Annotated in this window: 18 protein-coding genes and 4 pseudogenes; 11 read left to right on the top strand and 11 right to left on the bottom strand. The window is 73.2% G+C overall.

Features of this window, described 5'->3' with window-relative positions:
* Window positions 1-51: 51 nt before the first annotated feature.
* On the bottom strand, window positions 52-654 hold the full coding sequence (locus ACQPXS_RS08850; protein WP_433448585.1) for an ATP-binding protein: 603 nt from the start codon (window positions 652-654) through the stop codon (window positions 52-54).
* A gap of 254 nt (window positions 655-908) precedes the next feature.
* Entirely contained in the window at window positions 909-1232 is a 324-nt protein-coding gene (locus ACQPXS_RS08845; RefSeq protein ID WP_433448583.1) for a hypothetical protein, read from the bottom strand.
* A 350-nt stretch (window positions 1233-1582) separates the two neighbouring features.
* On the opposite strand from ACQPXS_RS08845, the gene ACQPXS_RS08840 reads away from it, so the two are divergent.
* Both ACQPXS_RS08840 and ACQPXS_RS08835 read left to right on the top strand, forming a co-directional pair.
* Window positions 1583-2707 (top strand): PLP-dependent cysteine synthase family protein, encoded by a 1125-nt coding sequence (locus ACQPXS_RS08840; RefSeq protein WP_433448581.1) that lies wholly within the window; start codon window positions 1583-1585, stop codon window positions 2705-2707.
* Window positions 2708-2766: 59 nt separating this feature from the next.
* A pseudogene (locus ACQPXS_RS08835) lies at window positions 2767-3404 on the top strand (enoyl-CoA hydratase/isomerase family protein).
* Here ACQPXS_RS08835 and ACQPXS_RS08830 read toward each other — a convergent pair.
* Window positions 3405-3878 carry an SRPBCC family protein gene (locus ACQPXS_RS08830; RefSeq protein WP_433448579.1) on the bottom strand — a complete coding sequence of 158 codons (474 nt, stop codon included), beginning with the start codon at window positions 3876-3878 and terminating at the stop codon, window positions 3405-3407.
* A 67-nt stretch (window positions 3879-3945) separates the two neighbouring features.
* Window positions 3946-4779, bottom strand: coding sequence for a DeoR/GlpR family DNA-binding transcription regulator (locus tag ACQPXS_RS08825; RefSeq protein WP_351804745.1), 834 nt, complete (start codon window positions 4777-4779; stop codon window positions 3946-3948).
* A 317-nt stretch (window positions 4780-5096) separates the two neighbouring features.
* On the opposite strand from ACQPXS_RS08825, the pseudogene ACQPXS_RS08820 reads away from it, so the two are divergent.
* Window positions 5097-5581 (top strand): annotated as a pseudogene (locus tag ACQPXS_RS08820) (hypothetical protein); the annotation flags it as partial.
* Window positions 5582-5603: 22 nt separating this feature from the next.
* On the opposite strand, the pseudogene ACQPXS_RS08815 reads toward ACQPXS_RS08820, so the two are convergent.
* Window positions 5604-6607: pseudogene (locus ACQPXS_RS08815) on the bottom strand (IS5 family transposase).
* A gap of 81 nt (window positions 6608-6688) precedes the next feature.
* On the opposite strand from ACQPXS_RS08815, the pseudogene ACQPXS_RS08810 reads away from it, so the two are divergent.
* Window positions 6689-8378: pseudogene (locus tag ACQPXS_RS08810) on the top strand (hypothetical protein); the annotation flags it as partial.
* 15 nt (window positions 8379-8393) lie between these two features.
* On the opposite strand, the gene ACQPXS_RS08805 reads toward ACQPXS_RS08810, so the two are convergent.
* The 4 genes from ACQPXS_RS08805 to ACQPXS_RS08790 all read right to left on the bottom strand — a co-directional run bounded on the left by ACQPXS_RS08805 (window position 8394) and on the right by ACQPXS_RS08790 (window position 13159).
* Entirely contained in the window at window positions 8394-10829 is a 2436-nt protein-coding gene (locus ACQPXS_RS08805) for a right-handed parallel beta-helix repeat-containing protein (protein WP_433448576.1), read from the bottom strand.
* Between the two features lie 233 nt (window positions 10830-11062).
* On the bottom strand, window positions 11063-11668 hold the full coding sequence (locus ACQPXS_RS08800) for an Rv1733c family protein (RefSeq protein ID WP_433448574.1): 606 nt from the start codon (window positions 11666-11668) through the stop codon (window positions 11063-11065).
* Window positions 11669-11853: 185 nt separating this feature from the next.
* On the bottom strand, window positions 11854-12678 hold the full coding sequence (locus tag ACQPXS_RS08795) for an MOSC domain-containing protein (protein ID WP_433448572.1): 825 nt from the start codon (window positions 12676-12678) through the stop codon (window positions 11854-11856).
* Between the two features lie 43 nt (window positions 12679-12721).
* A complete protein-coding gene (locus ACQPXS_RS08790; RefSeq protein ID WP_351804752.1) occupies window positions 12722-13159 on the bottom strand; it encodes a DUF6643 family protein in 438 nt (145 codons plus the stop codon).
* 293 nt (window positions 13160-13452) lie between these two features.
* Between ACQPXS_RS08790 and ACQPXS_RS08785 the strand changes: the two genes are divergently transcribed.
* Window positions 13453-14781 carry a TerD family protein gene (locus ACQPXS_RS08785; protein ID WP_433455766.1) on the top strand — a complete coding sequence of 443 codons (1329 nt, stop codon included), beginning with the start codon at window positions 13453-13455 and terminating at the stop codon, window positions 14779-14781.
* 6 nt (window positions 14782-14787) lie between these two features.
* Here the strand turns inward: ACQPXS_RS08785 and ACQPXS_RS08780 are convergent, their stop codons facing one another.
* Window positions 14788-15981, bottom strand: a complete 1194-nt coding sequence (locus ACQPXS_RS08780) for a glycosyltransferase (RefSeq protein ID WP_433455764.1) — start codon at window positions 15979-15981, stop codon at window positions 14788-14790.
* 39 nt (window positions 15982-16020) lie between these two features.
* Here ACQPXS_RS08780 and ACQPXS_RS08775 point away from each other — a divergent pair, with 39 nt between their 5' ends.
* The gene (locus ACQPXS_RS08775; RefSeq protein WP_390681343.1) at window positions 16021-16806 is read left to right on the top strand and encodes a glutamate racemase; all 786 of its coding nucleotides are present in this window, start codon (window positions 16021-16023) and stop codon (window positions 16804-16806) included.
* A gap of 105 nt (window positions 16807-16911) precedes the next feature.
* On the top strand, window positions 16912-17457 hold the full coding sequence (locus ACQPXS_RS08770) for a hypothetical protein (RefSeq protein ID WP_351804758.1): 546 nt from the start codon (window positions 16912-16914) through the stop codon (window positions 17455-17457).
* Between the two features lie 39 nt (window positions 17458-17496).
* Here the strand turns inward: ACQPXS_RS08770 and ACQPXS_RS08765 are convergent, their stop codons facing one another.
* A complete protein-coding gene (locus ACQPXS_RS08765; protein ID WP_433448569.1) occupies window positions 17497-18468 on the bottom strand; it encodes an O-antigen ligase family protein in 972 nt (323 codons plus the stop codon).
* Between the two features lie 417 nt (window positions 18469-18885).
* Here ACQPXS_RS08765 and lnt point away from each other — a divergent pair, with 417 nt between their 5' ends.
* From lnt to ACQPXS_RS08745, 4 genes are all read left to right on the top strand, one after another.
* Complete coding sequence (gene lnt, locus ACQPXS_RS08760) at window positions 18886-20496, top strand: apolipoprotein N-acyltransferase (protein ID WP_433448567.1); 1611 nt, start codon at window positions 18886-18888, stop codon at window positions 20494-20496.
* An 89-nt stretch (window positions 20497-20585) separates the two neighbouring features.
* Window positions 20586-21065 (top strand): NUDIX hydrolase, encoded by a 480-nt coding sequence (locus ACQPXS_RS08755; RefSeq protein ID WP_356314745.1) that lies wholly within the window; start codon window positions 20586-20588, stop codon window positions 21063-21065.
* A gap of 54 nt (window positions 21066-21119) precedes the next feature.
* Window positions 21120-21935, top strand: coding sequence for a 3-hydroxybutyrate dehydrogenase (locus tag ACQPXS_RS08750; RefSeq protein WP_433448565.1), 816 nt, complete (start codon window positions 21120-21122; stop codon window positions 21933-21935).
* A 76-nt stretch (window positions 21936-22011) separates the two neighbouring features.
* Window positions 22012-23931 (top strand): helix-turn-helix domain-containing protein, encoded by a 1920-nt coding sequence (locus ACQPXS_RS08745; RefSeq protein WP_433448563.1) that lies wholly within the window; start codon window positions 22012-22014, stop codon window positions 23929-23931.
* Window positions 23932-24160 lie beyond the last annotated feature (229 nt).

Below are 24160 nucleotides of genomic sequence, written 5' to 3'. Positions count from 1 at the left end.
TCACCGCCCGGTCGACCGGGAACGGTCGACCGGGCGGGAGCCTGCGCTCGCTCAGGCGGGAGAGCGAGCCGCGCCTGCCACGGGAGCCGCCGCCACGGGAGCTTCCGCACTCAGTGCGACCCCGGCACCCACAGGCGTCCCCGCCGGTGCCCTGGCCGCCGTGCCGACGCGTACGGGCTCCGGCGCGGGAGGCACGCCGGCGGCACGGCGCGAGGCATGCGCCGGCTGCGGCCGTACCACCGCCGGGGCGGTCAGCGTGAACCAGACGACCTTGCCGTTCTCGCCGTCCGGCCGGGCACCCCAGCTCTCGCTCACCGCCGCCACCATCGCCAGCCCCCGCCCGCAGGTGGCCAGCGGACCACCGTCCGGCAGATCCGCGACGTCGGCCGGTACCGGAAGCCGTGGGTCGTTGTCGCGCACCGAGACAGTGAGCCGGTCCGGCGCCAGCTCCAGCTCGACCGTGCACGACTTGTCGGGCCTGGCATGCCGGTGGACGTTGCTCAGCAGCTCCGTCACACCGAGCGCGGCCCGGTCTATCAACGCGTCCATGTGCCAGTACCGCAACTGTGCAGATACGATTCTGCGGACCTGGCCGATCCGCGACGGCAGGGCTTGGAGCTCCACCGTGCAGTGCCTGCTTGGGTGACTGATCACGGCTGCGACTCCCCGATGTAGAGGTCCGAACGGACCGGAAGAACACGGAGAACAACGGATCCAGCAGGGTGCTTGCGTCCAAACGTCCGCCTGCTGTCGTGGCCGGCGGGCTGGTTCGCAGCGTTATCGCCGGTAAACCCAGAGTGACGTGAGACCAGCGTGACCCAGCGGATGCGGTCCCGCAACTCGCCGCGACGGACCGCTGCTCGGAGTAACACGACCGGCCCGTCCCCGGGCCGGCGGCCGTACGGCGTTCAGCCGCCGCGTCCGGCGGCCCGGCGCACCGCCTCGATGAACCGCCGCGCCGCGGGCGGACCCGGCTCACCGGGGGCGGGGTCGTGCTCGCCCAGCGTCAGCAGGTACCGCTTGCCGTTGAGGTCGGCCAACGCCTTGTCGTCCGGCCGGAACCACGGCTTGGACGCGCGCACCGCCTGCACCGGGGCGCTGTCGATCTCGCTGCCGTAGCTGGTCAGCAACTCCAGCCTGCCGTCGTTGATCCGGACCTGACCGGCCCGGGTGAGCGAACGCAGCCGCTTGCCGATCCGCACGCCCGTGGCTGTGAACTCCGGCTCCGCCATCCTTCGCCGCCCCCTTGCCGTGTGCTCCCGCGATCCCCTGTGCGCTCGCGTCCCATCCAGTGTGCGCCCGCGTCCGACGACGGCGTGCGCCTGCGTTCGGGACGATCGTCCCGTCGCGTGCAGTCTGCCCCGATGCGGCCGGGAACACCAGTACGCGCGAGGCGCCCGCGGAAGCCGCCCGGAGCACTCCCGCCACTGCGCGCCCGCATGCCTTGCACGCCTGTGCCCCAGGGTGGCTTTGGGTGGCTCAAAGATGCGTTTATGCAGGTGGGAAGCGGTGTGAAAGATGCCTATGCTCAAGGTGCCGACTGTCCTAGGCGTCGTCGGCGCCCAGCCTAAGGAGCACCGCCGTGAGCACCACCGACCAGACCCGGACCGGCGCCACCCTCGACGTCGACCGCAGCGACGCCGCCTACCGCGACTGGCTGAAAGAGGCCGTCCGCAAGGTCCAGGCCGACGCCAACCGCTCGGCGGACACGCACCTGCTGCGCTTCCCCCTCCCCGAGCGGTGGGGCATCGACCTCTACCTGAAGGACGAGTCGACCCACCCGACCGGAAGCCTCAAGCACCGCCTCGCCCGCTCCCTCTTCCTCTACGGCCTCTGCAATGGCTGGATCCGCCCCGGCCGCCCGGTCATCGAGGCCTCCAGCGGCTCCACCGCCGTCTCCGAGGCCTACTTCGCCAAGCTGATCGGCGTGCCCTTCATCGCGGTCATGCCGCGCACGACCAGTGCCGAGAAGTGCCGTCTGATCGAGTTCCACGGCGGCCGGTGCCACTTCGTGGACGACTCGCGCAGGATGTACGAGGAGTCGGCCCGCCTCGCGGTGGAGACCGGCGGCCACTACATGGACCAGTTCACCTACGCCGAGCGGGCCACCGACTGGCGCGGCAACAACAACATCGCCGAATCGATCTTCCGCCAGCTGGAGTTGGAGCGCTTCCCGGAGCCGGCCTGGATCGTCGCCACCGCCGGCACCGGCGGCACCTCCGCGACCCTCGCGCGCTATGTCCACTACATGCAGTACGACACCCGTATCTGCGTCGCCGACCCGGACAACTCCTGCTTCTTCGAGGGCTGGACCACCGGCGATCCGGACGTCACCTGCGACTGCGGCTCCCGGATCGAGGGCATCGGCCGGCCGCGCATGGAGCCGAGCTTCGTGCCCGGCGCGATCGACCGGATGATGAAGGTCCCCGACGCGGCCAGCGTCGCCGCCGTACGGGCCCTGGAGCGGGCCATCGGCCGCAAGGCGGGCGGCTCCACGGGCACCGGGCTGTGGAGCGCGCTGAAGATCGTCTCCGAGATGGTGGCCGAGGGCCGCCGGGGCAGTGTCGTCACCCTGCTGTGCGATCCGGGCGACCGCTACCTCGACAAGTACTACTCCGACGCCTGGCTCGCCGGGCAGGGCCTGGACATCGCGCCGTACACCGCGGCGATCGAGACCCTGCTGACCACGGGCGTGTGGCCGGACTGAGCCGGCCCGGCCCTTTCGGGGGCCGGTGCCCAACGGGCGGGTGACGGGGTTGTGAGGGTTTGGTGACGTCTCAATTGGGGTTCGGGGTGTTCGTGCTCACCGGGAGCGGCGACGACTTCTGCCTCGGCGGGGACCGCGGTGAGTCCGCCCGGCATCTCGCCCACGACCCCACGGGCGGCGCATCCGCATGTCGGGGACCAAGGCACGGCGCGTCTGCGAGGCCCTGACCTCGAACCCGGCCGTCACCATCGCGCGCGTCCACGGCAAGGCCATCGGGGTCGGCTTCGCCCTCGCGCCGGCCTGCGATCTGCGGGTCGGATCCGAGGACGCGACCTTCCGGCTGCCCGAACTCGCACTCGGACTGCCCACCGCGTGGGGCGGCCTCCTGCCCCGTCTCATCAACGAGGTCGGCGCCGCCCGCGTCCGCGAGATCGTCCTCACCGGCCGGGCCGTCACCGCGGCGGAAGCCCAGTCGCTGTCCATCCTGCAGAAGGTCGTCCCCGCTCACGAGCTGGACAAGGCCGTCGCCGACTGGGCACGGCCCATCGTCCGCCGCCCCCAGGCGGCACTGCGCGTCACCAAGACCCTGCTCAACTCGCCGTCCGCGGCCTCGCGCCTGGCCGACGTCTCCGCACTGGACGCGGAACTGATGGCCGCGGTCGTGGCCGCATCGCAGCTCTCCCGCGGCGCCGGCTGATCAGCGGCCCGCCAGGCGCCGGTCCAGGGACGTCACCGCGTCGCGGAAGGCGCGCCCCAGGCCCGGCCGGGCCAGCCCGAGGACGAACCGCAACGGCGCCGGCCCGTCGGCGGCGAAGGTCCACTGCACCCGGGTGCCCGTGCCCCGAGGAGTCAGGCGCCACTCCTCGACCAGGGCGCGGACACCCGGTGCGTTGGTGGTGTCGACGCGGTAGGCGTACACCTCGGGCGCCTTCGCCACCAGGACCGTCTCCTCGAACCGCGTCCCGCCCCTGAGCCGGATCTCACGCCCGGCGCCGTCGTCGGTGGGCCGGGCGAGCCGTACCGCCGAGAACCACTGCGTCCAGCCGGGCACATCCTCCGCGAGTGCGCGGAAGACCTGCTCGGGGGACGCGGAGACCTCCCGCGCGAAGACCAGACGCACGGGCGCGGCCCCGACGAAGTCGAGATCAACCGGGCGCAGACGACGAGCCATGGACGTAACCCCCTTGTGCCACTCCCGCAGGGCGGGCGACCGGGCGGTCACCATAGCTGACAGGCCGTCAGATGTCTGCGTCGTCTTCCCCGGGCTCGCCCGCCACCACCACCCGCAGGTGCTCGGAGATCTCCGCGCGTGCCTCGGCGGGCAGGCCGGCATCGGTCACCAGCGTGTCCACCTGATCCAGCGCGGCGAAGGAACTCAGGCCCACCGTGCCCCACTTGGTGTGGTCGGCGACCACCACGACCCGGCGCGCGGAGTGCACCAGCCGGCGGTTCGTCTCCGCCTCGGCGAGGTTGGGCGTGGACAGACCCGCCTCCACCGATATGCCGTGCACACCGAGGAACAGCAGATCGAAGTGGAGGGCGGCGATCGCCTGGTCGGCCACCGGTCCCACCAGCGAGTCGGACGGGGTGCGCACACCGCCGGTCAGCACCACCGTGGCCGCGCCCTGCCGCTGGCTGCCCGAGGTGCGCTGTGCCGCGTGGAAGACGTCCGCGACCCGCACCGAGTTCGTCACCACGGTCAGGTCGGGCACCTCCAGCAGCTGCTGGGCGAGCGCGTACGTCGTCGTACCGCCGGACAGGGCGATCGCCGTGCCCGGGGTGACCAGCTTGGCGGCGGCGCGGGCGATGTCCTCCTTGGCGGTCAGCTCCAGACCCGACTTCGCCTCGAAGCCGGGCTCGTGCGTGCTGGCCTCGACCACCGGCACCGCGCCGCCGTGCACCTTCTCCAGCACCCCCTGGCGGGCGAGGGCGTCCAGGTCACGGCGCACGGTCATGTCCGACACGCCGAGCTTGCGGGTCAGTTCGTTGACCCGCACACCGCCCCGGCGCCGGACCTCGTCCAGGATCAGTGCGCGGCGCTGCTCCGCGAGGAGGTTCTGATTCTCACTCACGTACGCTCCGGTCCTTTCGCCGCCATCTCCGTCCGACACCCGGCGCACCGGCCCCGACCAGGACATTCCGGCCGACTCGGGTAGCGCGGGCGTCCCATCTTTTCACGGGTCGGCACCGGTTGCGCCACCACCTGTCACGATGTGCACATGCCACGTGCGCCCAGGCCGCCCCGGCCATCGTCACCCGGATCGGGGAGATTCCGTGACGAGAGGTGTACGACACCCCGGACCGGAGATCCTGAGCCCGCATCGACACGGTCCTTCGGCGCGTCACGGGGGTGCCACAACGGTGGACGGCGCAGAGGAACGCCGCAGCGGGCGACGACACGGCCGTCGTCTTCCGGCGCGCCGAGGACGCTGAGGACTCCGAGGACCCCGAGGGCAGGGAAGACGCCCGGGACGGGCCGGTCCAGGAGGCGTATGTCTGGTGCAACCTCACCTCCGGCGACAGCAGCCGCGCCCTGTGGCTGTTGCTGCTGCCGTTCATGGTGGTCAACCTCGCCCACTGGATGCGCCCTGCCGCGCCCGGCCGGCACCGCACGGTCCGCCTGTACGGCCTCCTCGTCCGGCTGGCCGCCCTCACCCTGACCGTGCCGCTGGTGGCCGCCGCCTGCGAGGTGGCCCTGGATCTGGTGTCCTGGCAGTGCGCCGGCGTCCGGTCCTGCGCCCACCGCAACTCCTGGCTGGCCTTCCTCGCGCCCCCGGCGTCCGCGGGCCCCGGCGGGCACGGCACCTGATACTGGTGCCGGCCGCGCTGACGGTCCTGCTGTGGTACCTCTCCCGCCGGGCCTGGAGCACGTACTAGGGCCTGTGTGATGTTGTGATCATCCAGTTGTCTTCAGGAGGTCGTTGATCCAGATCATCGACGCGCGGAGGTGGAGGCCGGCGAGGTAGCTCTCGGGCGTCTTGTCGTACCGAGTGGCGATACCCCGCCAGGCCTTCAACTTGTTGATGAGCCGCTCTACGGTGTTCCGCTCCTTGTAAAGATCGCCGTCGTGGCATGTGGGGCGGCCGCCCCGGCGGCCTTTCTTCTTCCGGTTGGCGGTCTGGTCCTTCTTCTCCGGGATGACTGCCTTGATGTTGCGTTTCCGCAGGTAAGAGCGGTTAGCGCGGGACGAGTAGGCCTTGTCGGCGGCGACAGCGTCGGGCCGGCTCCGGGGCCGACCAACGGGAAGACGGATGCGCACCTTCTGCAGCACGGGGACGAACTGCGGGCTATCGGCGGCCTGTCCTGCGGTCAGTACGAGGGACAGCGGACGGCACTTGCGGTCGGCGGCGAGATGGATCTTGCTCGTCAGTCCACCACGGGATCTGCCGAGCAGGGCCTGGGTCAAGCGGAGCTTGCGCCGCCGCCTGATCCGCCGTCGCTCTTCCTGCTCGGGGTCGTCCCTGCCGTCCTGTCCGTTCTGTTCTGGCGGGCCGCCCCTTTTTGCCGGGCCCGCTCCTGCTCGGCGGCGGCTTCCTCAAGGGCGTCCATGACGTCCTTGCCGATGCGCATCCCGGCCGCGTCGTGGTGAGCGCGGGCAGTGGTGGAGTCCACGCTGACCAGGGATAAGTCCGTCTCTCCCCGGCGGGCGGCCTCGGCGATCATGCCTTCCAGAAGAGCGGAGAAGACCCCGGCGTCCCGCCACACGCGAAAGCGCCCGTAAACGGTCGCCCACGGTCCGAACTCGGAGGGCATCTCGCGCCACTGAGCGCTGGACCGGAACCGCCAGATCACCCCCTCGAACTGCTCCCGCAGCCGCTCGGGGTACGGACCGTACTCGCCTATCGGCAGGTACGGCTCGATGAACTCCCACTGCTCGTCGGTGAGTTGCCTACGTGTCACACCCAGCGTCCTACCAGGTCCCGTCCCCACACGGGACGAGAACCCGAGATTGATCACGACCTCACACAGGCCCTAGTCCCACGGCCGATGTCCCACGACCCCGAGCCGGACTCCGACGGCAGCGCGCTGACCAGGCCCGCTTCTGGTACGGGCGCCGGCTCGTGACCCGGCTCCGCGCCGGCGCACACCGCGGCGGCCCTGCTGACCGCCGCCGCCGTCGCGACCCCGGCGGTCCGCTTCGACCACCGGCCCGGCGGATCCGTCACCCTGGACATCCTCGGCCGGCTGCTCACCGCGGCCCTGCCGGCCTGGGCGTCGCCTGCCGCCGGGGCCGCAGCGAGAACCGCGTCCACCAGCGACTCGACCGGCACCTCGTACGCCTCCTGCCGCTCGGCGCGCTCGCCCTGCTGCTGCTCAGCGTCGGCTACGCCGGCTGGGCCCGGCCCGGCTGGCGGTCCACCGGGCGGCTTCCGGGGGACCCGGCCTTCGGCGCCCTCATGCTGGCCCAGGGGCTGCTGGTCGTCGCGCTCGCCGTCGTGGCCGGGAGCCTCCACCGCCGCGGCCCCGACCCGCGCGCCTGCATGCGGGCCTGGGCGGACCGGCCGTCGCGCTGCTCGCCTGCGCGCTGGGCGGCGTGATGTCCGGCGGGGTCGCGCAGCGCGTCGCCGACTGGCTCGACGGCAGCCACGCCGCGCTCCCCGGGCCACCGGTGCCGCTGACCTGGCAGGCGTCCACGATCCCGCCGGTCCTCGCGGTCCTGCTGCTCCTCGCCGTCCGGCTCGGTCTCGGCACCGCACGGCTGGCCCGCGCCGAACGCGAACGGGTCCGCCATGAGCATCCCGGCGAACCCGAGGACCCGGGCCGTACCCGCGCCATCGCCCACGTCCGCGCCATGGCCACGCTCACCGACCGGGCACCCCTCGTGGTCGCCGTGCTCGCCGTGACCACCCTGCTGCTCGGCGCCGTGGCGCCGGCCGGCGCGCCGGCCACCGGCAAGACGCCCGGCGGAGCCGCCCGCCGCAGCCACGACGCCGTACAGGCCGTCGCCGGGACCTCGCAGGCGCTGGGTTCCTGGCTGGTCGGGCTCGGCTTCGTGCTCTTCGTGACCTGGGGCAGGCGCGCCTACAAGGACGCCTCGGCACGGCGCACGATCGGCATCCTCTGGGACGTCGGCACCTTCTGGCCGCGCGCCGCGCACCCCTTCGCCCCACCGTGCCACGCCGAGCGCGCGGTGCCGGACCTGACGTGGCGCATGGCCACCTGGACCGAGCGCACCGGGGGCCGTCTGGTCCTGTCCGGCCACTCCCAGGGCAGCGTCCTGGCCGCGGCCGCCGCCTGGCAGCTGCCCCCGTCCGTGCGCGGCCGGATCGCGCTGCTGACCTACGGCTCCCCACTGGAACGCCTGTACGGCCGCTGGTTCCCGGCCCACTTCGGACCGCCCGCCCTCGCCGCCCTGCACCGCGACGTCGCCTGCTGGGGCAACCTCTACCGCAGCACCGACCCCATCGGCGGCCCCGTCCGCGTCCCCGACGACTCCACACCCGAGGTCGACCACGGCCGGCTGCAGGACCCGCTCGCCTACGGCCGCACGCCCGCGCATCCCCTCCTGGCGCCCATCCTCGGCCACTCCGACTACCAGGCGGACCCCGTTTCCGCCCGGGAGCGCGCACGTCTGCTGGACCGCCTGAGCCCGGAGCTGCCGGGGCCACGGCCGCAACCCACCCAGTACTGGGCCGACGCCGGCCAGGCCCGTGCGGCCCGCCGCGTGTGAGGCGGGCCGGGGTGTTCAGGGCAGCTCGGGAAGATCCTCCGCGAACAGCAGGGTCAGATCGTCGGTGCTGGGGTCCGCCAGCTGGGCGACGCGGCTCGCGTGCCGCTCCACCATGGCCTCGAAGGTCTGCCGGGCGGTGCGGCCGTTGCCGAACGCCGGGCCCTTCGGGATGGCCGTGAAGTACTTCAGCAGTGCCTCGCAGGCGCCCGGCGTCAGCCGGTACTCGTGCTCGTCGGCCTGCTGCTCCACGATCCTGAGCAGCTCGTCGGGGCCGTAGTCGCCGAAGGTGATGGTGCGGGAGAAGCGGGAGGCGACACCGGGGTTGACGGACAGGAAGCGCTCCATCTCCGCCGTGTAGCCGGCGACGATCACCACCACCGCGTCCCGGTGGTCCTCCATCAGCTTCACCAGCGTGTCGATGGCCTCCTTGCCGAAGTCACGCCCGGCGTCCTCCGGGGACAGCGCGTACGCCTCGTCGATGAACAGCACACCGCCGCGCGCCCTCTCGAACGCCTCCTGGGTGCGGATCGCCGTGGATCCGATGTGCTCTCCGACCAGGTCGACCCGGGACACCTCCACCAGGTGCCCCTTCTCCAGCACGCCGAGCGAGGCGAGGATCTCGCCGTAGAGGCGGGCGACCGTCGTCTTGCCGGTGCCGGGGGAGCCGGTGAAGACCAGATGCCGCTTCACCGAGGCCGCCTTCAGGCCCGCCTGCTGCCGGCGCCGCCCGACCTCGATCATGTCGGTCAGCGCCCGCACCTCGCGTTTGACGCTCTCCAGGCCCACCAGGGCGTCGAGTTCCCCGAGGACGTCCTTCGACGTCCGCACCGGCTTCGCCGGCCCGGCGGCGACCAGCGGCTCCTGCTCCGTGCTGCGCTGCCCGGGGATCGAGCCGAGCAGCCCGGGGGCGTGCGACGCCGTCTGTACGGCGGTCTCGCGGATCGTGGGCGGCCGCATGCCGCCGCTCTCGTCGCTGGTGCAGTCCTCCACGACCGGGCCCGACCCGGACCCGGCGTCCGGGCCCCCGTCGGCGAACTCGTAACCACCGCGCGCGCAGCGCTCCGTACGGCACTTGCGCAGGGTCGCCCGGCAACCGTCGATCACATGGAAGCCGTAACCGCCGCTGCCGCTGACCCGGCAGTTCAGGAAGCTGCCGCGGCCGCCCGCCGAGACATAGAAGCCCGCCTCGGCGGGGGAGTCGACCGTGCACCGCTCGATGGTCGGGTCGGCTCCCTTGGTGACGATCACGCCGGTCTGGGTGCCGTCCAGAGTGCAGTTGTTCAGCGTGCCGCCGCTGCCGTGGTCGCGGAACCACGCTCCGGTCGCCGCCTCCCGGATCCGGCAGTCGTCGAGCTGCGCGGTCGCCCCGTCGCTCACCGACACCGCCGTGTTGCGCACCTGCGACAGGTCGCTGTCCACGACGTCCGCGCGCGAACCCCGGTCCAGTACGAACAGGGCGTCCGGCACGTCGTGCACCCGGCAGGAGTCGAGGACGGCGGTGGCACCGTCGCTGACCCACACCGCCGGATAGTCGCCGGTGCTGTCGAAGATCTCGCACTGATGGGCGTCCACCCGGGTCCCCGGATCCCACACCGACAGGCCGTTGCGCCCGAACTGACGGACCGTCGTCCGGGTCAGCGTGAGCACCGAACGGGAGCGCAGGTCGACCGCGTTCTCCGGGATGTCGTGGAGGTGGCAGTCGGCGAGCGTGAGCACCGCGTCCGTGTCCAGGGTCACGCCGTCGGCTGTGGTGCGGTGCACATCGCAGTCGGTCAGATGCGCCGTCGCCCGCTGGGTGACCTGCACGCCGGAGCCGCGGACCTCGTAGATCTCACAACCCACCGCCTCCAGCGAGGAGTTCTCGCCCGTCGCGGTCAGCCCGGTGCCCGACGCGTGGTGCACACGGCAGCGCTCCAGCCGCGGATGCGCACCGCCGCGGACGGCCACGCCCGCCTGCCCGGCCGCGACGACCTCGCACTCCTCGAACACCCCGCTGCCGCCGTCGATTACGGCGATGCCGATGCCGGCCGGGTTGTCGACGGTGCAGCGGCGCACGGTCGGCCGCGCCCCCCCGCGCACCTCGATGCCCGCGGCGGACCGGGTCACGATCCGCACGTCCATCAGCTCGGGCGTGCCGTCCTCGACCAGCAGCGCGGGCGCCGCCGCGTCCTGGCCCTCCACATGCAGGTCCTGCACCACGGCCGAGGCGCGCACGGTGAGCGGCACACCGTCCACGGGCGCGATCCGCACCGAACCGGGGGAGCCCTCCGGGCCACGGAGCGTCACCGCCCGCTGGACGACGAGGTTTTCCCGGTACGTGCCCGGGGCGATGGTGAGGACGTCGCCGTCGGCGGCGGCCTCCAGGGCGGCGGCGAGCGACGCGTACTCGCCTGTGCGGCGCCGCCACCGCGACGTACCGGTGTGCGTCACCTGGACCGTGCCCTGTGCCATGGCGTTGCTGTGCCCCCACATCGTCGTACTGATGGCTCGCTCCCTCAGGGGGCCTTGGCGCCGGTGCCGGGACCGCGACCGTGCTCAGCCCGTGGGGCTGGTGCGCGTTCGCGCTCCCGAAAACCTGCGCGCGCCCCTGCGGTTCGCTCACCCGCGGGTTGTCGCCGAAAGCACTTCGGCCGGACCACCGTAGCGTGTGCGTGCACGGTGGGTTGACCAGAGCCGGAAGGCCGTCAGCAGCCGGTGCCCGCCTTGCCCCAGTCCGGGCCCGCCCGGTCCCAGGCCTGGTCCCAGCGTGCGTACCGGCTGCGGACCATACGCCACACCGCCAGCCGCCGGCCGCCTTCGACCAGGCCCGCGACCAGCAGGGCCGCGCCGATCCCGGCGAGCACCGCGTGTGTCGTGGCGGTGGGGGAGTCCAGCGGGCGGGTCGTTATTCGGCCGTGCGGGTCCGTCCAGAGCCCGAAGTGGTCACCTGTGTGCGGTGACTTGAGGTCGGCCAGGGCCGGGCCGTGCCGGTGGGTGCCGTCGGGCGCGGTCCAGTCCGCGAGGACACGGCTGCGGGACTCGCGCGAAGGCGTGGTGTCGGGATCGGTCTCCAGCGGGGCGCCGCCCAGGTCACGCACCACCGTGGCCGTGACGAGGTGGCGTGTGTGCCGCTGCTCGCGCACCGACCGCTGCAGCGAGTCCTGGGCGGCGGCGCCCACCAGGCAGCCGACGACGGGCGCGGCCACGGCGACCAGCACCAGCGCCGCGAGCGCCACCCATGCCTCGGCCAGGTCGGTCGCACGGCGCAGCGGATTGCGCCGCCAGCGCCACAGGCCACGGATCGCCCGCATGTCCCCACCCCCTTACGCTCCGTCATAACCCCCGGCGCGGGAGCGCGTCCGCGACCCGGAGCAAGAGAGAGCGACATCACGTCCACCGCGGACGGTCACGCACGCGGCTTCTCACGAATCTCTCATGCCCTCCCAACGAGCGGGACCCGCCCCCGGTTCCCCGGCCGGCGAACCGCCGTCGCGCGCTACCGCACCACCCGCACCGGGTCCCCGACCCTGATCGTGCCGCGCGAGAGCGGCACGAGGTTCTGGCCGAAGAGCAGCCTGGATCCGACCTTGCGATGACGCGCCAGCGTGCGCAGCGGCTCCCGGCCGCGTACGGCGGTGTCCTGGTCGACGGTGGTGACGACGCAGCGTCCGCTCGCCTTCGCGACGCGGAAGACGACCTCGCCCATGGAGATCCGTGACCAGTGGTCCTCGGCCCAGGCCTCGGTGCCGGCGACGACGACGTTCGGCCGGAAGCGGTTCATCGGCAGCGGGCCCTCGGCGGCGTGCGCGCCCTCGGCGATCAGCGAGTTCAGGGCGTCGAGGGAGGCGGTCGTGGTGACCAGCAAGGGGTAGCCGTCGGCGAAGCTCACCGTCTCGCCGGGCAGGGCGTACTCGGGATCGACGGGGCGGCGGGCGGCCGGATCGTCCATGTGGACCAGGCGGACGTCCGCCCGCAGATAGGCGCTGCACCAGTCGTGCGCGGCAGCGGCGGCCGGCACGGCCTCGACCTTGGTGCCGAAGACGTTCACGGGCACGGTCCCGGCCGGCTCGGGCACGGACACCGTCAGGGGCGCCTGGCCGGGCGCGGACAGACGAACGCCGCCGCCGGCCCGAGGCTCGGCGGCGGCCAGCGCGAGGCGCGGCTGTTCGCGCTGTGTGACGACCTTTCCCCCGTCGTCGATCAGCGTCCAGCGCCGGTCTCCGGCCAGGCCCCAGGGCTCCACCACGGCCTCCCGCGGCGCGTGGCCCCGGAACGCCTTGACCGGATGAACGTGGATCGACTGCAGCACGGCGTTTCCCATGCCGCCATCGTGCCATCAGGCGCCGACGGCGACCGGTCGCCGATCAGTAGCCGCGGTACTGCTGGTTGTTGTACGGGTCCTGGTAGGGAGCCGGCGCGGGCCGCGGCGCGGCCGGGCGCATGGCCTCGTAACCCGTGCCCATGCCCATCGGGCGCTGCGGCTGCGGGGCCTGCGGGCCGGGGTAGCCCCGAGGGGCGGCGGCCTGCTGCGGGATGTACGCCGTGGGCGCCTGCTGCAGCGGAGCGGGCTGCTGCGCCTGCGGGTAGCCGTAGGCCGGAGCCTGCGGGGAGGGTGCCGCCGGGAGCGCGGGCAGGGCCGACGGCAGGGCGGGGAGGCTGCTGCCCGTGTCGTAGGCGGCGGGGACCCGGATCGGGGCGATCTGCGGGGTACCGCGCTCGGCGACGAGCGAGTCGTAGATCGGGGTGTCCGGGAAGGAGGCGGAGTAGTAGCCGCCACCATAAGTGGAGCGGGGGGAGGTCATGGCACATAAGTTAAGCCCACGATGTGCTCGTTGGGGAGACCGATAAGAGGGTTGTTTTCCGTGTCCGCAGTGACTCGGGATCCACAATCCGAGCGAACTTGGCAAAAAGGGACGTCGCTCCGCGCTTTAATCGTGTAAAGGGCGAGTTCCTGCGGGGTTACCGGCAGTTGACCGGCGATCTTCCCGCGCTCGTCGTGGGAGTTCGCGGTACCGGCGAATAGGTTGTGCGGGTAGGGATGACCTGGACGACCGAGGGTGTCGGGAAGCCGACACGGAGGGGGGCAGGCATGTCCATGCTTAAAGGGGCGAACACGCCGGTGCCGACCACGGCGCTGCGCGTCGTCATGGGCTGGCGCGCCGGACCCGGCGTGCCCGACGCGGACGCCTCGGCGCTGCTGCTCGCCACCGGCAAGGTCCGCTCCGACGAGGACTTCGTCTTCTACAACCAGCCCGCCCATCCCTCCGGCGCGGTGCGCCACGAGGGCAAGAGGACGGCCGCCGCGGGCGTCACCGACACCCTTTCCGTCGACCTCGCGCGCGTGGAGGGCGCGATCGAGCGGATCGTCCTCGCCGCCTCCGCCGACGGCGGGACCTTCGGACAGGTCCCGGGCCTCTACATCGAGGTGACCGACGCCGTGAGCGGCCAGGCGGTCGCCCGCTTCGACAGCCCCGGCGCGACCATGGAGACGGCCTTCGTGCTCGGTGAGTTCTACCGCCGTCAGGGCGGCTGGAAGTTCCGCGCCGTCGGCCAGGGCTACAGCAGCGGACTGGAGGGCCTGGCGACGGACTTCGGCATCACCGTGGACGAACCCCAGCACGCCGCACCACCCGCCGCACCGCGCCCGGCGACACCGCCCCCGCCCACCGCACCGGCCCCGGTGCCACCACCCCCGCCTCCCGCACCGACCCCGGCACCGTCACTCCCGCCCATGCTGTCCTCGACCATGCCGCCCCCGTCCGCGCCGACCGCGCCCCCTCCGGCACCCCAGCCCGTCCGCCTGTCCAAGGTCACCCTCACCAAGGCGGCACCCTCGGTCTCGCTCGCCAAGCAGGGCGGCACCTCGGGAGCGATGCGGGTGAACCTCAACTGGCAGATGCGCAAACAGCTTTCCGGCTGGGGCAGCCGCTGGGGCGGCGGCCGAGGAGAGATCGACCTCGACCTGTGCGCCCTGTACGAGCTCACCGACGGCCGCAAAGGGGTCGTACAGGCCCTCGGCAACGCCTTCGGCTCGCTGCACCGGCCGCCGTACATCCATCTCGACGGCGACGACCGCACCGGTGCCGTGGCGAGCGGCGAGAACCTCACGGTCAATCTCGACCGCAGGCAGGACTTCCGGCGGATCCTCGTCTTCGTCACCATCTACGAAGGCGCGAACTCCTTCGCCGACCTGCACGCCACCGTCACCCTCCAGCCGCAGCACGGCGCCCCGATCGACTTCTCCCTCGACGAGTGCACCGTGCCGTCCACGGTGTGCGCGCTCGCCCTGATCACCAACACGGGCGGCGACCTCCTCGTGCAGCGCGAGGCGCGGTATCTGGTGCCGGAGCGCGGAGTGAGCCCGCAGCGCACCGTGGACCGCGCCTACGGATGGGGGATGAACTGGACGCCCGGCCGCAAGTGACCGGGCTCAGCCCTCGTCGGGCACGGCATCGGGACGCGCGTACGTGCGGCCCTTCCAGGCGGCCCCGCGCCCCCGGTAGTGCTGCGCAGCCGAGTCGACCGTCATCAGGAGGTACAGCAGCGCGGTGAACGGCAGCAGCGGGGCGAGCCACAGCGGCTGCCGGTAGTAGCGCAGCATCGGTACGTACGTCCCCGCCATCACCGCCCACGCCAGAGCGCCGGCGACCGCCGTCGCCGCGGTGCCGCCCGCCGCTCCGGCGACCACCGCGGCGGGCGGCACCAGATACACCAGCGCCAGCCCGGCGACCGTCCCGAGGAGCAGCAGCGGGTTGTGCCGCAACTGGGCGTAGGCACTGCGCGAGACCATCCGCCACAGGTCGTGCAGCCGCGGATACGGCCGCACGCTGTCCACCCGGTCGGCCAGCCCCAGCCAGACGTGCCCGCCGGCCCCCTTCACGGCGCGCGCGAGCGCCACGTCGTCGATGACGGCGTGCCGGATGCCGTCCGGGATGCGTGCCTTCTGCGCCATCGCCGTGCGCAGCAGGACGCAGCCGCCCGCCGCCGCGGCCGTACGCGATTCCTTCCGGCCGATCCACCGGAAGGGATACAGCTGCGCGAAGAAGTAGACGAACGCCGGGACCACCAGCCGTTCCCACGCGCTCTCCACCCGCAGCCGCGCCATCTGCGACACGACGTCGAAGCCCCCGGCGTGGGCCGCCGCCACCAGCGCGCGCAGGCTGTCCGGCGCGTGCGCGATGTCCGCGTCCGTCAGCAGCAGATACTCCGGGTCACGCGCGCGTGCCTGGCCGATGCCGTGCCGGACCGCCCACAGCTTGCCCGTCCAGCCCGCCGGCGGCTCACCCGGAGAGCCCACGGTCAACGGCAGCCCGCCGTGCCGCCGGGACAGCTCGCGGGCCAGCTCCCCGGTGCCGTCGGTGCTCCCGTCGTCCACGAGGAAGACCTCCGCCCGCCCCGGATAGTCCTGGGCCAGCAGCGACGGCAGGCTCGCGGGCAGCACCGCGGCCTCGTCGCGGGCCGGTACGACCACACAGACCGACGGCCAAGCGTCCGGTTCCCGGCGTGGCGGCAGCCGGACGTCCGTGCGCCAGAAGAAGCCCTGGCACAGCAGCAGCCAGCACCAGGCGGCCAGCGACACGACGGTGATCCACAACAGGGCGCTCACGCCCGCAGTCTGCCCCACCGGAGGGGGCCGCAAGGCCCGATCGTCTATCGTGGCCGGGTGAAGATCGCGCTCATGGACTCCGGAATCGGCCTGCTCCCCGCCGCCGCGGCGGTACGGCGGCTGCGGCCCGACGCTGATCTCGTCCTCTCCTGGGACCCGGACGGGATGCCCTGGGGGCCGCGCACCCCGGAGGACATCACCCAGCGGGCCCTCGCCGTGTGCGAGGCCGCCGCCGCCCATGAGCCCGATGTCCTGATCGTCGCCTGCAACACCGCCTCCGTGCACTCCCTGCCGGTGCTGCGGGGCCGCTTCGAACCGGACCTGCCGATCATCGGCACCGTCCCGGCGATCAAGCCGGCCGCGGCCGGCGGCGGGCACGTCGCGATCTGGGCGACCCCCGCCACCACCGGAAGCGCCTACCAGCGGAATCTGATCGAGCAGTTCGCCGACGGTGTCGCCGTCACCGAGGTGGCCTGCCCCGGTCTCGCGGACGCGGTGCACCACGCGGACGAGAGCGCGATCGACGCCGCGATCGCCTCGGCCGCCGCCCGCACCCCCGAGGACGTGACCACCGTCGTCCTGGGCTGCACCAACTACGAGCTGGTCGGCGAGCGCATCCGGGCTGCCGTCCAGCGGCCCGGCCGTCCGCCGCTCGCCCTGCACGGCTCCGCCGGGGCGGTGGCCGCGCAGGCCCTGCGCAGGATCGGCGCGGAGCCGGCCCCCGCCGCCGTCGCCGACACCACCCTCACGGTGCTGCTCAGCGGCCGCGAGGCCACGCTCCCGGACACGGCGCTGTCCTATGCGGAAGGCCGCTTCCTGCAGGCGGTCAGCCCCGTCCGCTGACCGGCCGGGCACCGACGACCGCGCCCGGCCCGCTCGGGCCCACCCGGGGCACCCACCGTCTGCCACGCCCTACCCGCGCAGGGAAACCTGAGTAACCTCATAAACATGAGGGACCACCGCCACACCGACGACGGCCCGAACCCCGAGGTCTGGACCGGACGCGCCACGAACCGGGTTCAGTGGCTGCTGGCGCTGGTCGGCGCGGCCTGCATGGCCCTCGGCATCGAGCTGGCCGTGGACTCGGCATGGACCTCCGGCATCGCCCCGCTGGCGATGTCCGTCGTGGGCTGCATCGCCGCCGGTCTGCTGGTCCTCTTCGGCACGCTCGCCTTCGTGCACGTCGACCTCAAGCTCGACAAGGAGTGTGTCGAGGTGCGCTGCGGCCACATGGGGCTGCCGCGCCGCCGCATCCCGCTCTCCCACGTGGCCGGAGCCGACTTCACCGCCCTCGTCACCCCGCGGCACTGGGGCGGCTGGGGCTACCGGTGGCGCCCGGAGAAGGGCACGGCCGTGGTCGTACGCCGTGGCGAGGGCGTCGTGCTGCGCCTGTGGGACGGCCACACCTTCACGATCACCGTGGACAACGCCGAGTCGGCGGTACGGGTCATCAGGGACCGGCTGCGGACCATCACTCCGGGTTCGGCCCGCTGAGGCCACGCGCCGCGCGGGCCGCGTGGGCCGCGACACCGCTCAGAGCCGGGACTCCATACCGTCGCGCGCCCACGGCCGCGCCGTCGCCCAGCCGGCCAGCAGTCCGGCGCCCACGGTCACCGTGGTGAAGCTGAGCGCGTTGCTCACCGTGGCGAACACGGCCAGCGCCGTCAGGGCCGCGCCGGCGGTCAGGGCGACCGGGGTGGAGCGAGGAGAGCGCCACAGCGCGTGCAGCACCCAGCAGAACGCGGCGACGAACAGCAGCGCTCCGACGACGCCCTGCTCCGCCGCCAGTTGCAGCAGGGCCGAGTGCGGCTTGACGTCGGAGGAGAGCGGCTGCGGGGCCGTGCCGCCCAGCTCGCCGAACCGTCCCGGACCGACGCCGAGCCCCCGGTTCCGGCCCGCCAGACGCAGGGCGTTGTGCCACAGCGCGACCCGGTGCGCGGTCAGCCGGCCCTCGAGCACCCGGGCGAGTCCGCCGGGCAGCGCGTCGGCGGCGACAGCCCAGGCCGTCCCGGCCGCCAGCGCCGCCGCGACCGCCAGGCCCAGCAGACAGAGACCCCGGCGGGTCACCGAGCGCGCGGCGAGCGAACATAGCAGTACGGCCGTACTCGACACGCACCCGGCCACCGATCCCAGCACGCCCCCGGCCAGCACGATCCCGACGGCCAGCAGCCTCAGCACGAGCCGCAGCTCCGGTACGGACGTCGCCCAGGCGGCGCAGCACGCGGCACCCGTGGCCAGCGTCAGCAGGGCGGCCGTGCCACCGGCGTGACCGAGCGGGGCGGCGTACCGGGGACCGGCGGAGAGGCCGGGCAGGGCCACGGCGAGGGTCAGTCCTGCGGCGGCGCCGGCGCACGGAGCGGCCACCGGCAGCAGTGCCCCGGACACCCGGCCGACGGCGTGGCCGGCGGCCACGGCGAGAACCGCGAGCAGCACGCCCTCGGGCCGTCCGTCATGCGCCGCCGCGGTGATCAGCGACCAGCCGGCGCAGGCGCCCAGCAGGATCATGCCCGCCCCGTCGGAAACGTTTCGTCTGATGTCGACCGCGCCCGCAGCCACACCAGCCGCGGACCTCGTCCCCGTCGACCCCACCGCTGCCCCTCGCCCCCGGTCCCCACCCCTGCTCCAGGCCACGGCCGGGCACGACGCCGGATCCGGCCGCACTGCCGAGGCTGGGCTCACCGTAGCGGCTGATGACCGGCTTGAGCACGAGATGCGGCGAAAGTCGCGGTGGGGTGGGGGAGGTCGTGGAGAGGGTGGGGGTGGTGGGGCGGTGCCTGCCGGTCGGACGGGACGCCCGGCACAGCAGCGGCGCGCCGGTGGGCAGAGAGGGCGGCGACCAGGGACGACCATGGCCCGCGGCGCCGGTTCCGGCCCTCGAACCGCGCTGTCGGCGGCCGGGGAAGCCGCCGTACACTCACCCGGGTGACCGTCACCGCAACTTCCGTTGACCAGCCGGACCGGCTCCAGCCGTCCCCCGCGCCCAGCGCGTTCCGCGGCCGCCTGCTCCGTCTGGTCCCGGCCGTCGCCTCCGCGCTCTGCGGAGTGCTGCTCTACGTCAGCTTCCCGCCGCGCATCCTGTGGTGGCTGGCGGTGCCCGCCTTCGCCGGATTCGGCTGGGTGCTGCGCGGCCGTGGCTGGAAGTCGGCCCTCGGCCTCGGCTACCTCTTCGGGCTGGGCTTCCTGCTGCCGCTGCTGGTGTGGACCGGTGTGGAGGTCGGTCCCGGTCCGTGGCTGGCCCTCGTCGCCATCGAGGCGATCTTCATCGCGCTGGTGGGCGTCGGTGTCGCGGCCGTGTCCAGGCTGCCGGCCTGGCCGGTGTGGGCGGCCGCCGTCTGGATCGCGGGCGAGGCGGTACGCGCGCGTGTGCCCTTTCGGGGCTTCCCGTGGGGCAAGATCGCCTTCGGGCAGGCCGACGGCGTCTTCCTGCCGCTCGCCGCGGTGGGCGGCACGCCCGTCCTGGGCTTCGCGGTCGTGCTGTGCGGATTCGGGCTGTACGAGGCCGGCCGACTGATCGCCGAACGGCGCCGGACGCATGCCGTACGGCGCGGTGCGGCCGCTGCCGCGCTGCTGAGCGTGGCCGTCCCGGTGGCGGGCGCGGTCGCGGCCCGGCCGCTGGTCAGCGACAAGGCCGAGGACGGCACCCGGACCGTCGCGGTCATCCAGGGCAACGTGCCGCGCTCGGGGCTCGAGTTCAGCGCCCAGCGGCGAGCCGTGCTCGACTACCACGTGCGCGAGACGCTCAGACTCGCCGCCGACATCAAGGCGGGCAAGGCCCCGAAGCCCGACTACGTGCTGTGGCCGGAGAACTCCTCCGACATCGACCCCTTCAGCAACCCCGACGCCGCCACGGTCGTCAACGGCGCCGCCAAGGCGGTCGGCGTGCCCATCTCGGTGGGCGCAGTCGTCGAGAAGGACGGCAAACTGCTCAACGAGCAGGTCCTGTGGGACCCGGTCAAGGGACCCACGCAGACCTACGACAAGCGGCAGATCCAGCCGTTCGGCGAGTACCTCCCGCTGCGCGGGCTCGTCGGCGCGGTCAACAAGAACTGGACCGGCATGGTCCGGCAGGACTTCAGCCGCGGCAGCAGCCCGGGTGTGTTCGACATCGACGGCGCCAAGGTGGGCCTCGCCACCTGCTACGAGGCCGCCTTCGACTGGGCCGTGCGGGACACGGTCACCCATGGCGCGGAGATGATCTCCGTGCCGAGCAACAACGCGACCTTCGACCGCAGCGAGATGACCTACCAGCAGCTCGCCATGTCCCGGATCCGCGCCGTCGAGCACAGCCGCACCGTCACCGTGCCGGTGACCAGCGGCGTCAGCGCGGTCATCATGCCCGACGGGAGGATCACCCAGCGGACCGGCATGTTCGTGCCCGCCTACCTCGTCCAGAAGGTGCCGCTGCGCACGTCCAAGACCCCCGCCACCGAGCTGGGCATCCTCCCTGAGATCGCTCTGGTGCTGGTCGCCGCGGGCGGCGTCGGCTGGGCGATCGGGTCCGGACTGCGCCGTCGGCGCCCCGGTGGCGCGTAGCCGTACGACCGGCATACGTCCCCTGAAATGGTGCGTACGCCCGCTGCACCTCCAGGAGGACATGGGTCCGGCCCGTTAGGGTCGGGCCCATGGCTACTCCTGACTTCATCCGCACGCTCCGGGCCTCCGCCGGCCGGCAACTGCTCTGGCTTCCCGGGGTCACCGCGATCGTCTTCGACGACGAGGGCAGAGTGCTCCTGGGCCGGCGGGCCGACACCCGCAAGTGGTCGGTGATCGGGGGCATCCCGGAGCCCGGTGAGCAGCCCGCGGCCTGTGCCGTGCGGGAGGTCTTCGAGGAGACGGCGGTGCACTGCGTGGCCGAGCGGGTCGTCCTCGTCCAGGCCCTGCAGCCGGTCACCTACCCCAACGGTGACCAGTGCCAGTACATGGACATCACCATCCGCTGCCGGGCCGTCGGCGGCGAGGCCCGGGTCAACGACGACGAGTCCCTGGAAGTGGGCTGGTTCACGGTGGACGCGCTGCCCGAGCTCCACGAGTTCGGCCGCTTCCGGATCAAGCAGGCGATGTCCGAGGCACCCACATGGTTTGACCCTACGACTGTCGGCTGAAGTATGGGTGGTCGCCACATGTAGTGACGGGTGGGCTCCGCTTAGGGTCGGCACATGACCTCGTCCAGCCTCCCGCCCGGCCTTGGCCCCCAGCCCCTCGCCCTCGACCTCGGCGGCCGTACCGCCCTCGTCACCGGCGCCGCAAGCGGCATCGGCCGCGCCTGCGCGCTGCGGCTCGCGGCCGCCGGAGCGAAGGTGCGGGCCGTCGACCGGGACGCCGTCGGCCTGGCCGAACTGGCCCAGCACGCGGAACGGGCCGGCGACCTGCCGGGAACCGTCGAACCGCACGTCGTGGACCTCACCGACCTCGACGCCGCCGAACGCGCCGCCGCCGACGCCGATGTGCTCGTCAACAACGCCGGTCTGCAACTGGTGCGCCCCATCGAGGAGTTCCCGCCCGAGGTCTTCCACACCGTGCTGACCGTGATGCTGGAGGCGCCGTTCCGCCTCATCCGCGGCGCCCTGCCGCACATGTACGCGCAGGGCTGGGGCCGCATCGTCAATGTGTCCTCCGTCCACGGTCTGCGCGCCTCTGCCTTCAAGTCGGCGTATGTGGCCGCCAAACATGGTCTGGAGGGACTGTCGAAGACGGCCGCGCTGGAAGGCGCCGCCCACGGGGTGACCTCGAACTGTGTGAACCCGGCCTATGTGCGCACGCCCCTGGTGGAGAAGCAGATCGCCGACCAGGCGCAGGCGCACGGCATCCCCGAGGAGCGCGTGCTGTCCGAGGTCCTGCTGAAGGACAGCGCGCTGCGGCGGCTCATCGAACCGGAGGAGGTCGCCGAGGCCGTGGCCTACCTGTGCAGCCCGCAGGCGTCCTTCGTCACCGGCACCTCGCTGGTGCTCGACGGCGGGTGGACGGCCCACTGAAGCGCCCGGCGGCGCCGGGCCCGGGAGTTTTCCACAGGCCTGACGGGCCGCCCGGCCGATGCGGAATCCTGTGACCATGTCTCGCGATCACGTTCAGTCGGCACCCAGCGGCAGCGCCGAGGCCGCCTACCTCGAGCTGCTGGCCCGCGACGCCTCCGCGGAGGCGTACGAGCAGCCGGTGCTGCTCGCCCGCGCCGAGGGCGGACCCTCCGACCGGATCGCCGCGCTGGAGCGGGCCAAGCTGCTCGCCCTGCGGGTCCGGGCCGAGCTGGAGGGGCGCCGGCGCCGCGAGGCGGAGCTGTCCGCACTGTTCGAGACCGCTCACGACCTGGCGGGCCTGCGCGACCTCGACGCCGTCCTGCAGGCCATCGTGCAGCGCGCTCGCTCCCTGCTCGGCACGGACGTCGCCTACCTCACCCTGAACGACCCGGCGCGTGGCGACACCTACATGCGTGTGACGGAGGGTTCGGTCTCCGCCCGCTTCCAGCAGCTGCGCCTCGGCATGGGCGAGGGCCTCGGTGGACTGGTCGCCCAGACGACCCGGCCGTACGTCACGGACGACTACTTCAAGGACGCCCGCTTCCAGCACACCCGCACCATCGACGCCGGCGTCCGTGACGAGGGCCTGGTCGCCATCCTCGGCGTCCCCCTCATGCTCGGCCCGCACGTGATCGGCGTCCTCTTCGCCGCCGACCGCAGGGCACGCGTCTTCGAACGCGAGCAGATCGCCCTGGTCGGCTCCTTCGCCGCGCTCGCCGCGGCCGCGATCGACACCGCCAACCTGCTCACCGAGACCCGCGCCGCCCTGGCCGGCCTGGAGCGCGCCAACGAGATCATCCGGGACCGCAGCGCCGTCATCGAGCGCGCCTCCGACGTCCACGACCGGCTCGCCGAACTCGTGCTGCGCGGCGGCGGGGTGCACGACGTGGCCGCAGCCGTCTCCGAAGTCCTCGACGGCACCGTGGAGTTCTGCGAGGCCGACGCGGCACCGGCCGAGGCGCTGGAGGCGTCCCGCGCCGAGGGACACGCCGTACGGCACGGCGCCGACTGGATCGCCGCGGTCGCCGCGGGCGGTGAACTCCTCGGCGCGCTGGTCCTGCGCGGGCATCCCGGTCTCGACCCCGTCGACCAGCGCACCCTGGAGCGCGCGGCCATGGTCACCTCGCTGCTGCTGCTCGCCCGTCGCTCGGCGGCCGAGGCCGAACAGCGGGTGCGGGGCGAACTGCTGGACGACCTGCTGGACGCGCGCGACCGGGATCCGCGCCTGCTGCGCGAGCGCGCCGCCCGGCTGCACGCCGACCTGGACGCCACCCATGTCGTCCTCGCCGCACGCCTCGACGGCCCGGCGGCCGACGCCGACGAGGAGGCCGCGGCCCGCCGTCGCCTGTGGTCGGCCGCCTCCCACCTCGCCGCGACCCGGCACGGCCTGGCCGCCGCGCGTGACGGCGGCACCGTGCTGTTGCTGCCGCTGGCAGCCGGCCACACCGCCACGGAGCTGGCCCGGCGCACCGCCCGCCAGCTGGGCACGGCCGTCCACCAGCCGGTCACGGTCGGCGCCTCCGCCCCCGTCACCGAGCTCACCACCCACCCCGAGACCATCGCCACCGCCTACGCCGAGGGCCGCCGCTGCCTGGACGCGCTGCACCTGCTGGGCCGGGCCGGGGACGGCGCGGCGGCCGAGGACTTCGGCTTCCTCGGCCTCCTCCTCGCCGGCGATCGGGACGTCGCGGGTTTCGTCGACCGCACCATCGGCCCGGTCGTGTCCTACGACGAGCGACGCGGTACGGAACTGCTGCGCACCCTCGATGCGTACTTCGACTGCGGGATGAGTCCGGCCCGGACCAAGGACGCGCTGCACGTCCACGTGAACACGGTCGCCCAACGGCTGGAGCGGGTGGGCCGGCTGCTGGGCGAGGACTGGCAGACCCCGGCCCGCGCCCTGGAGATCCAACTCGCCCTGCGACTACACCGGTTGGCGGCCCCGGACAGACGCTGACCCCCGCACGGGCGCGCTGTGCGGGGGCGGGGAGCGGATGTGTGTGCGGCGACGCACGGCGATCGGGCGGAGCCCTGCGCCGGCGGCGCTCAGCCCCGCACCGGTCGGGCGGAGCGGGGCTGGCCCGATGAAGCCGCGCGCCGGCCGGGGGAGTTGCCGCTCCGGTCGGCTGGAGCTCTGCTGGTCGGGTGCAGCCGTGCTGGTCTCGTGGAGCTGCGCCGGTCGGGTG

The sequence above is a fragment of the Streptomyces sp. CA-142005 genome (assembly GCF_050942335.1).
Taxonomy (GTDB): Bacteria; Actinomycetota; Actinomycetes; order Streptomycetales; family Streptomycetaceae; genus Streptomyces.
Note: the sequence above shows the minus strand (reverse complement) of the source record. Positions and strands in the feature narration are given on the sequence as shown.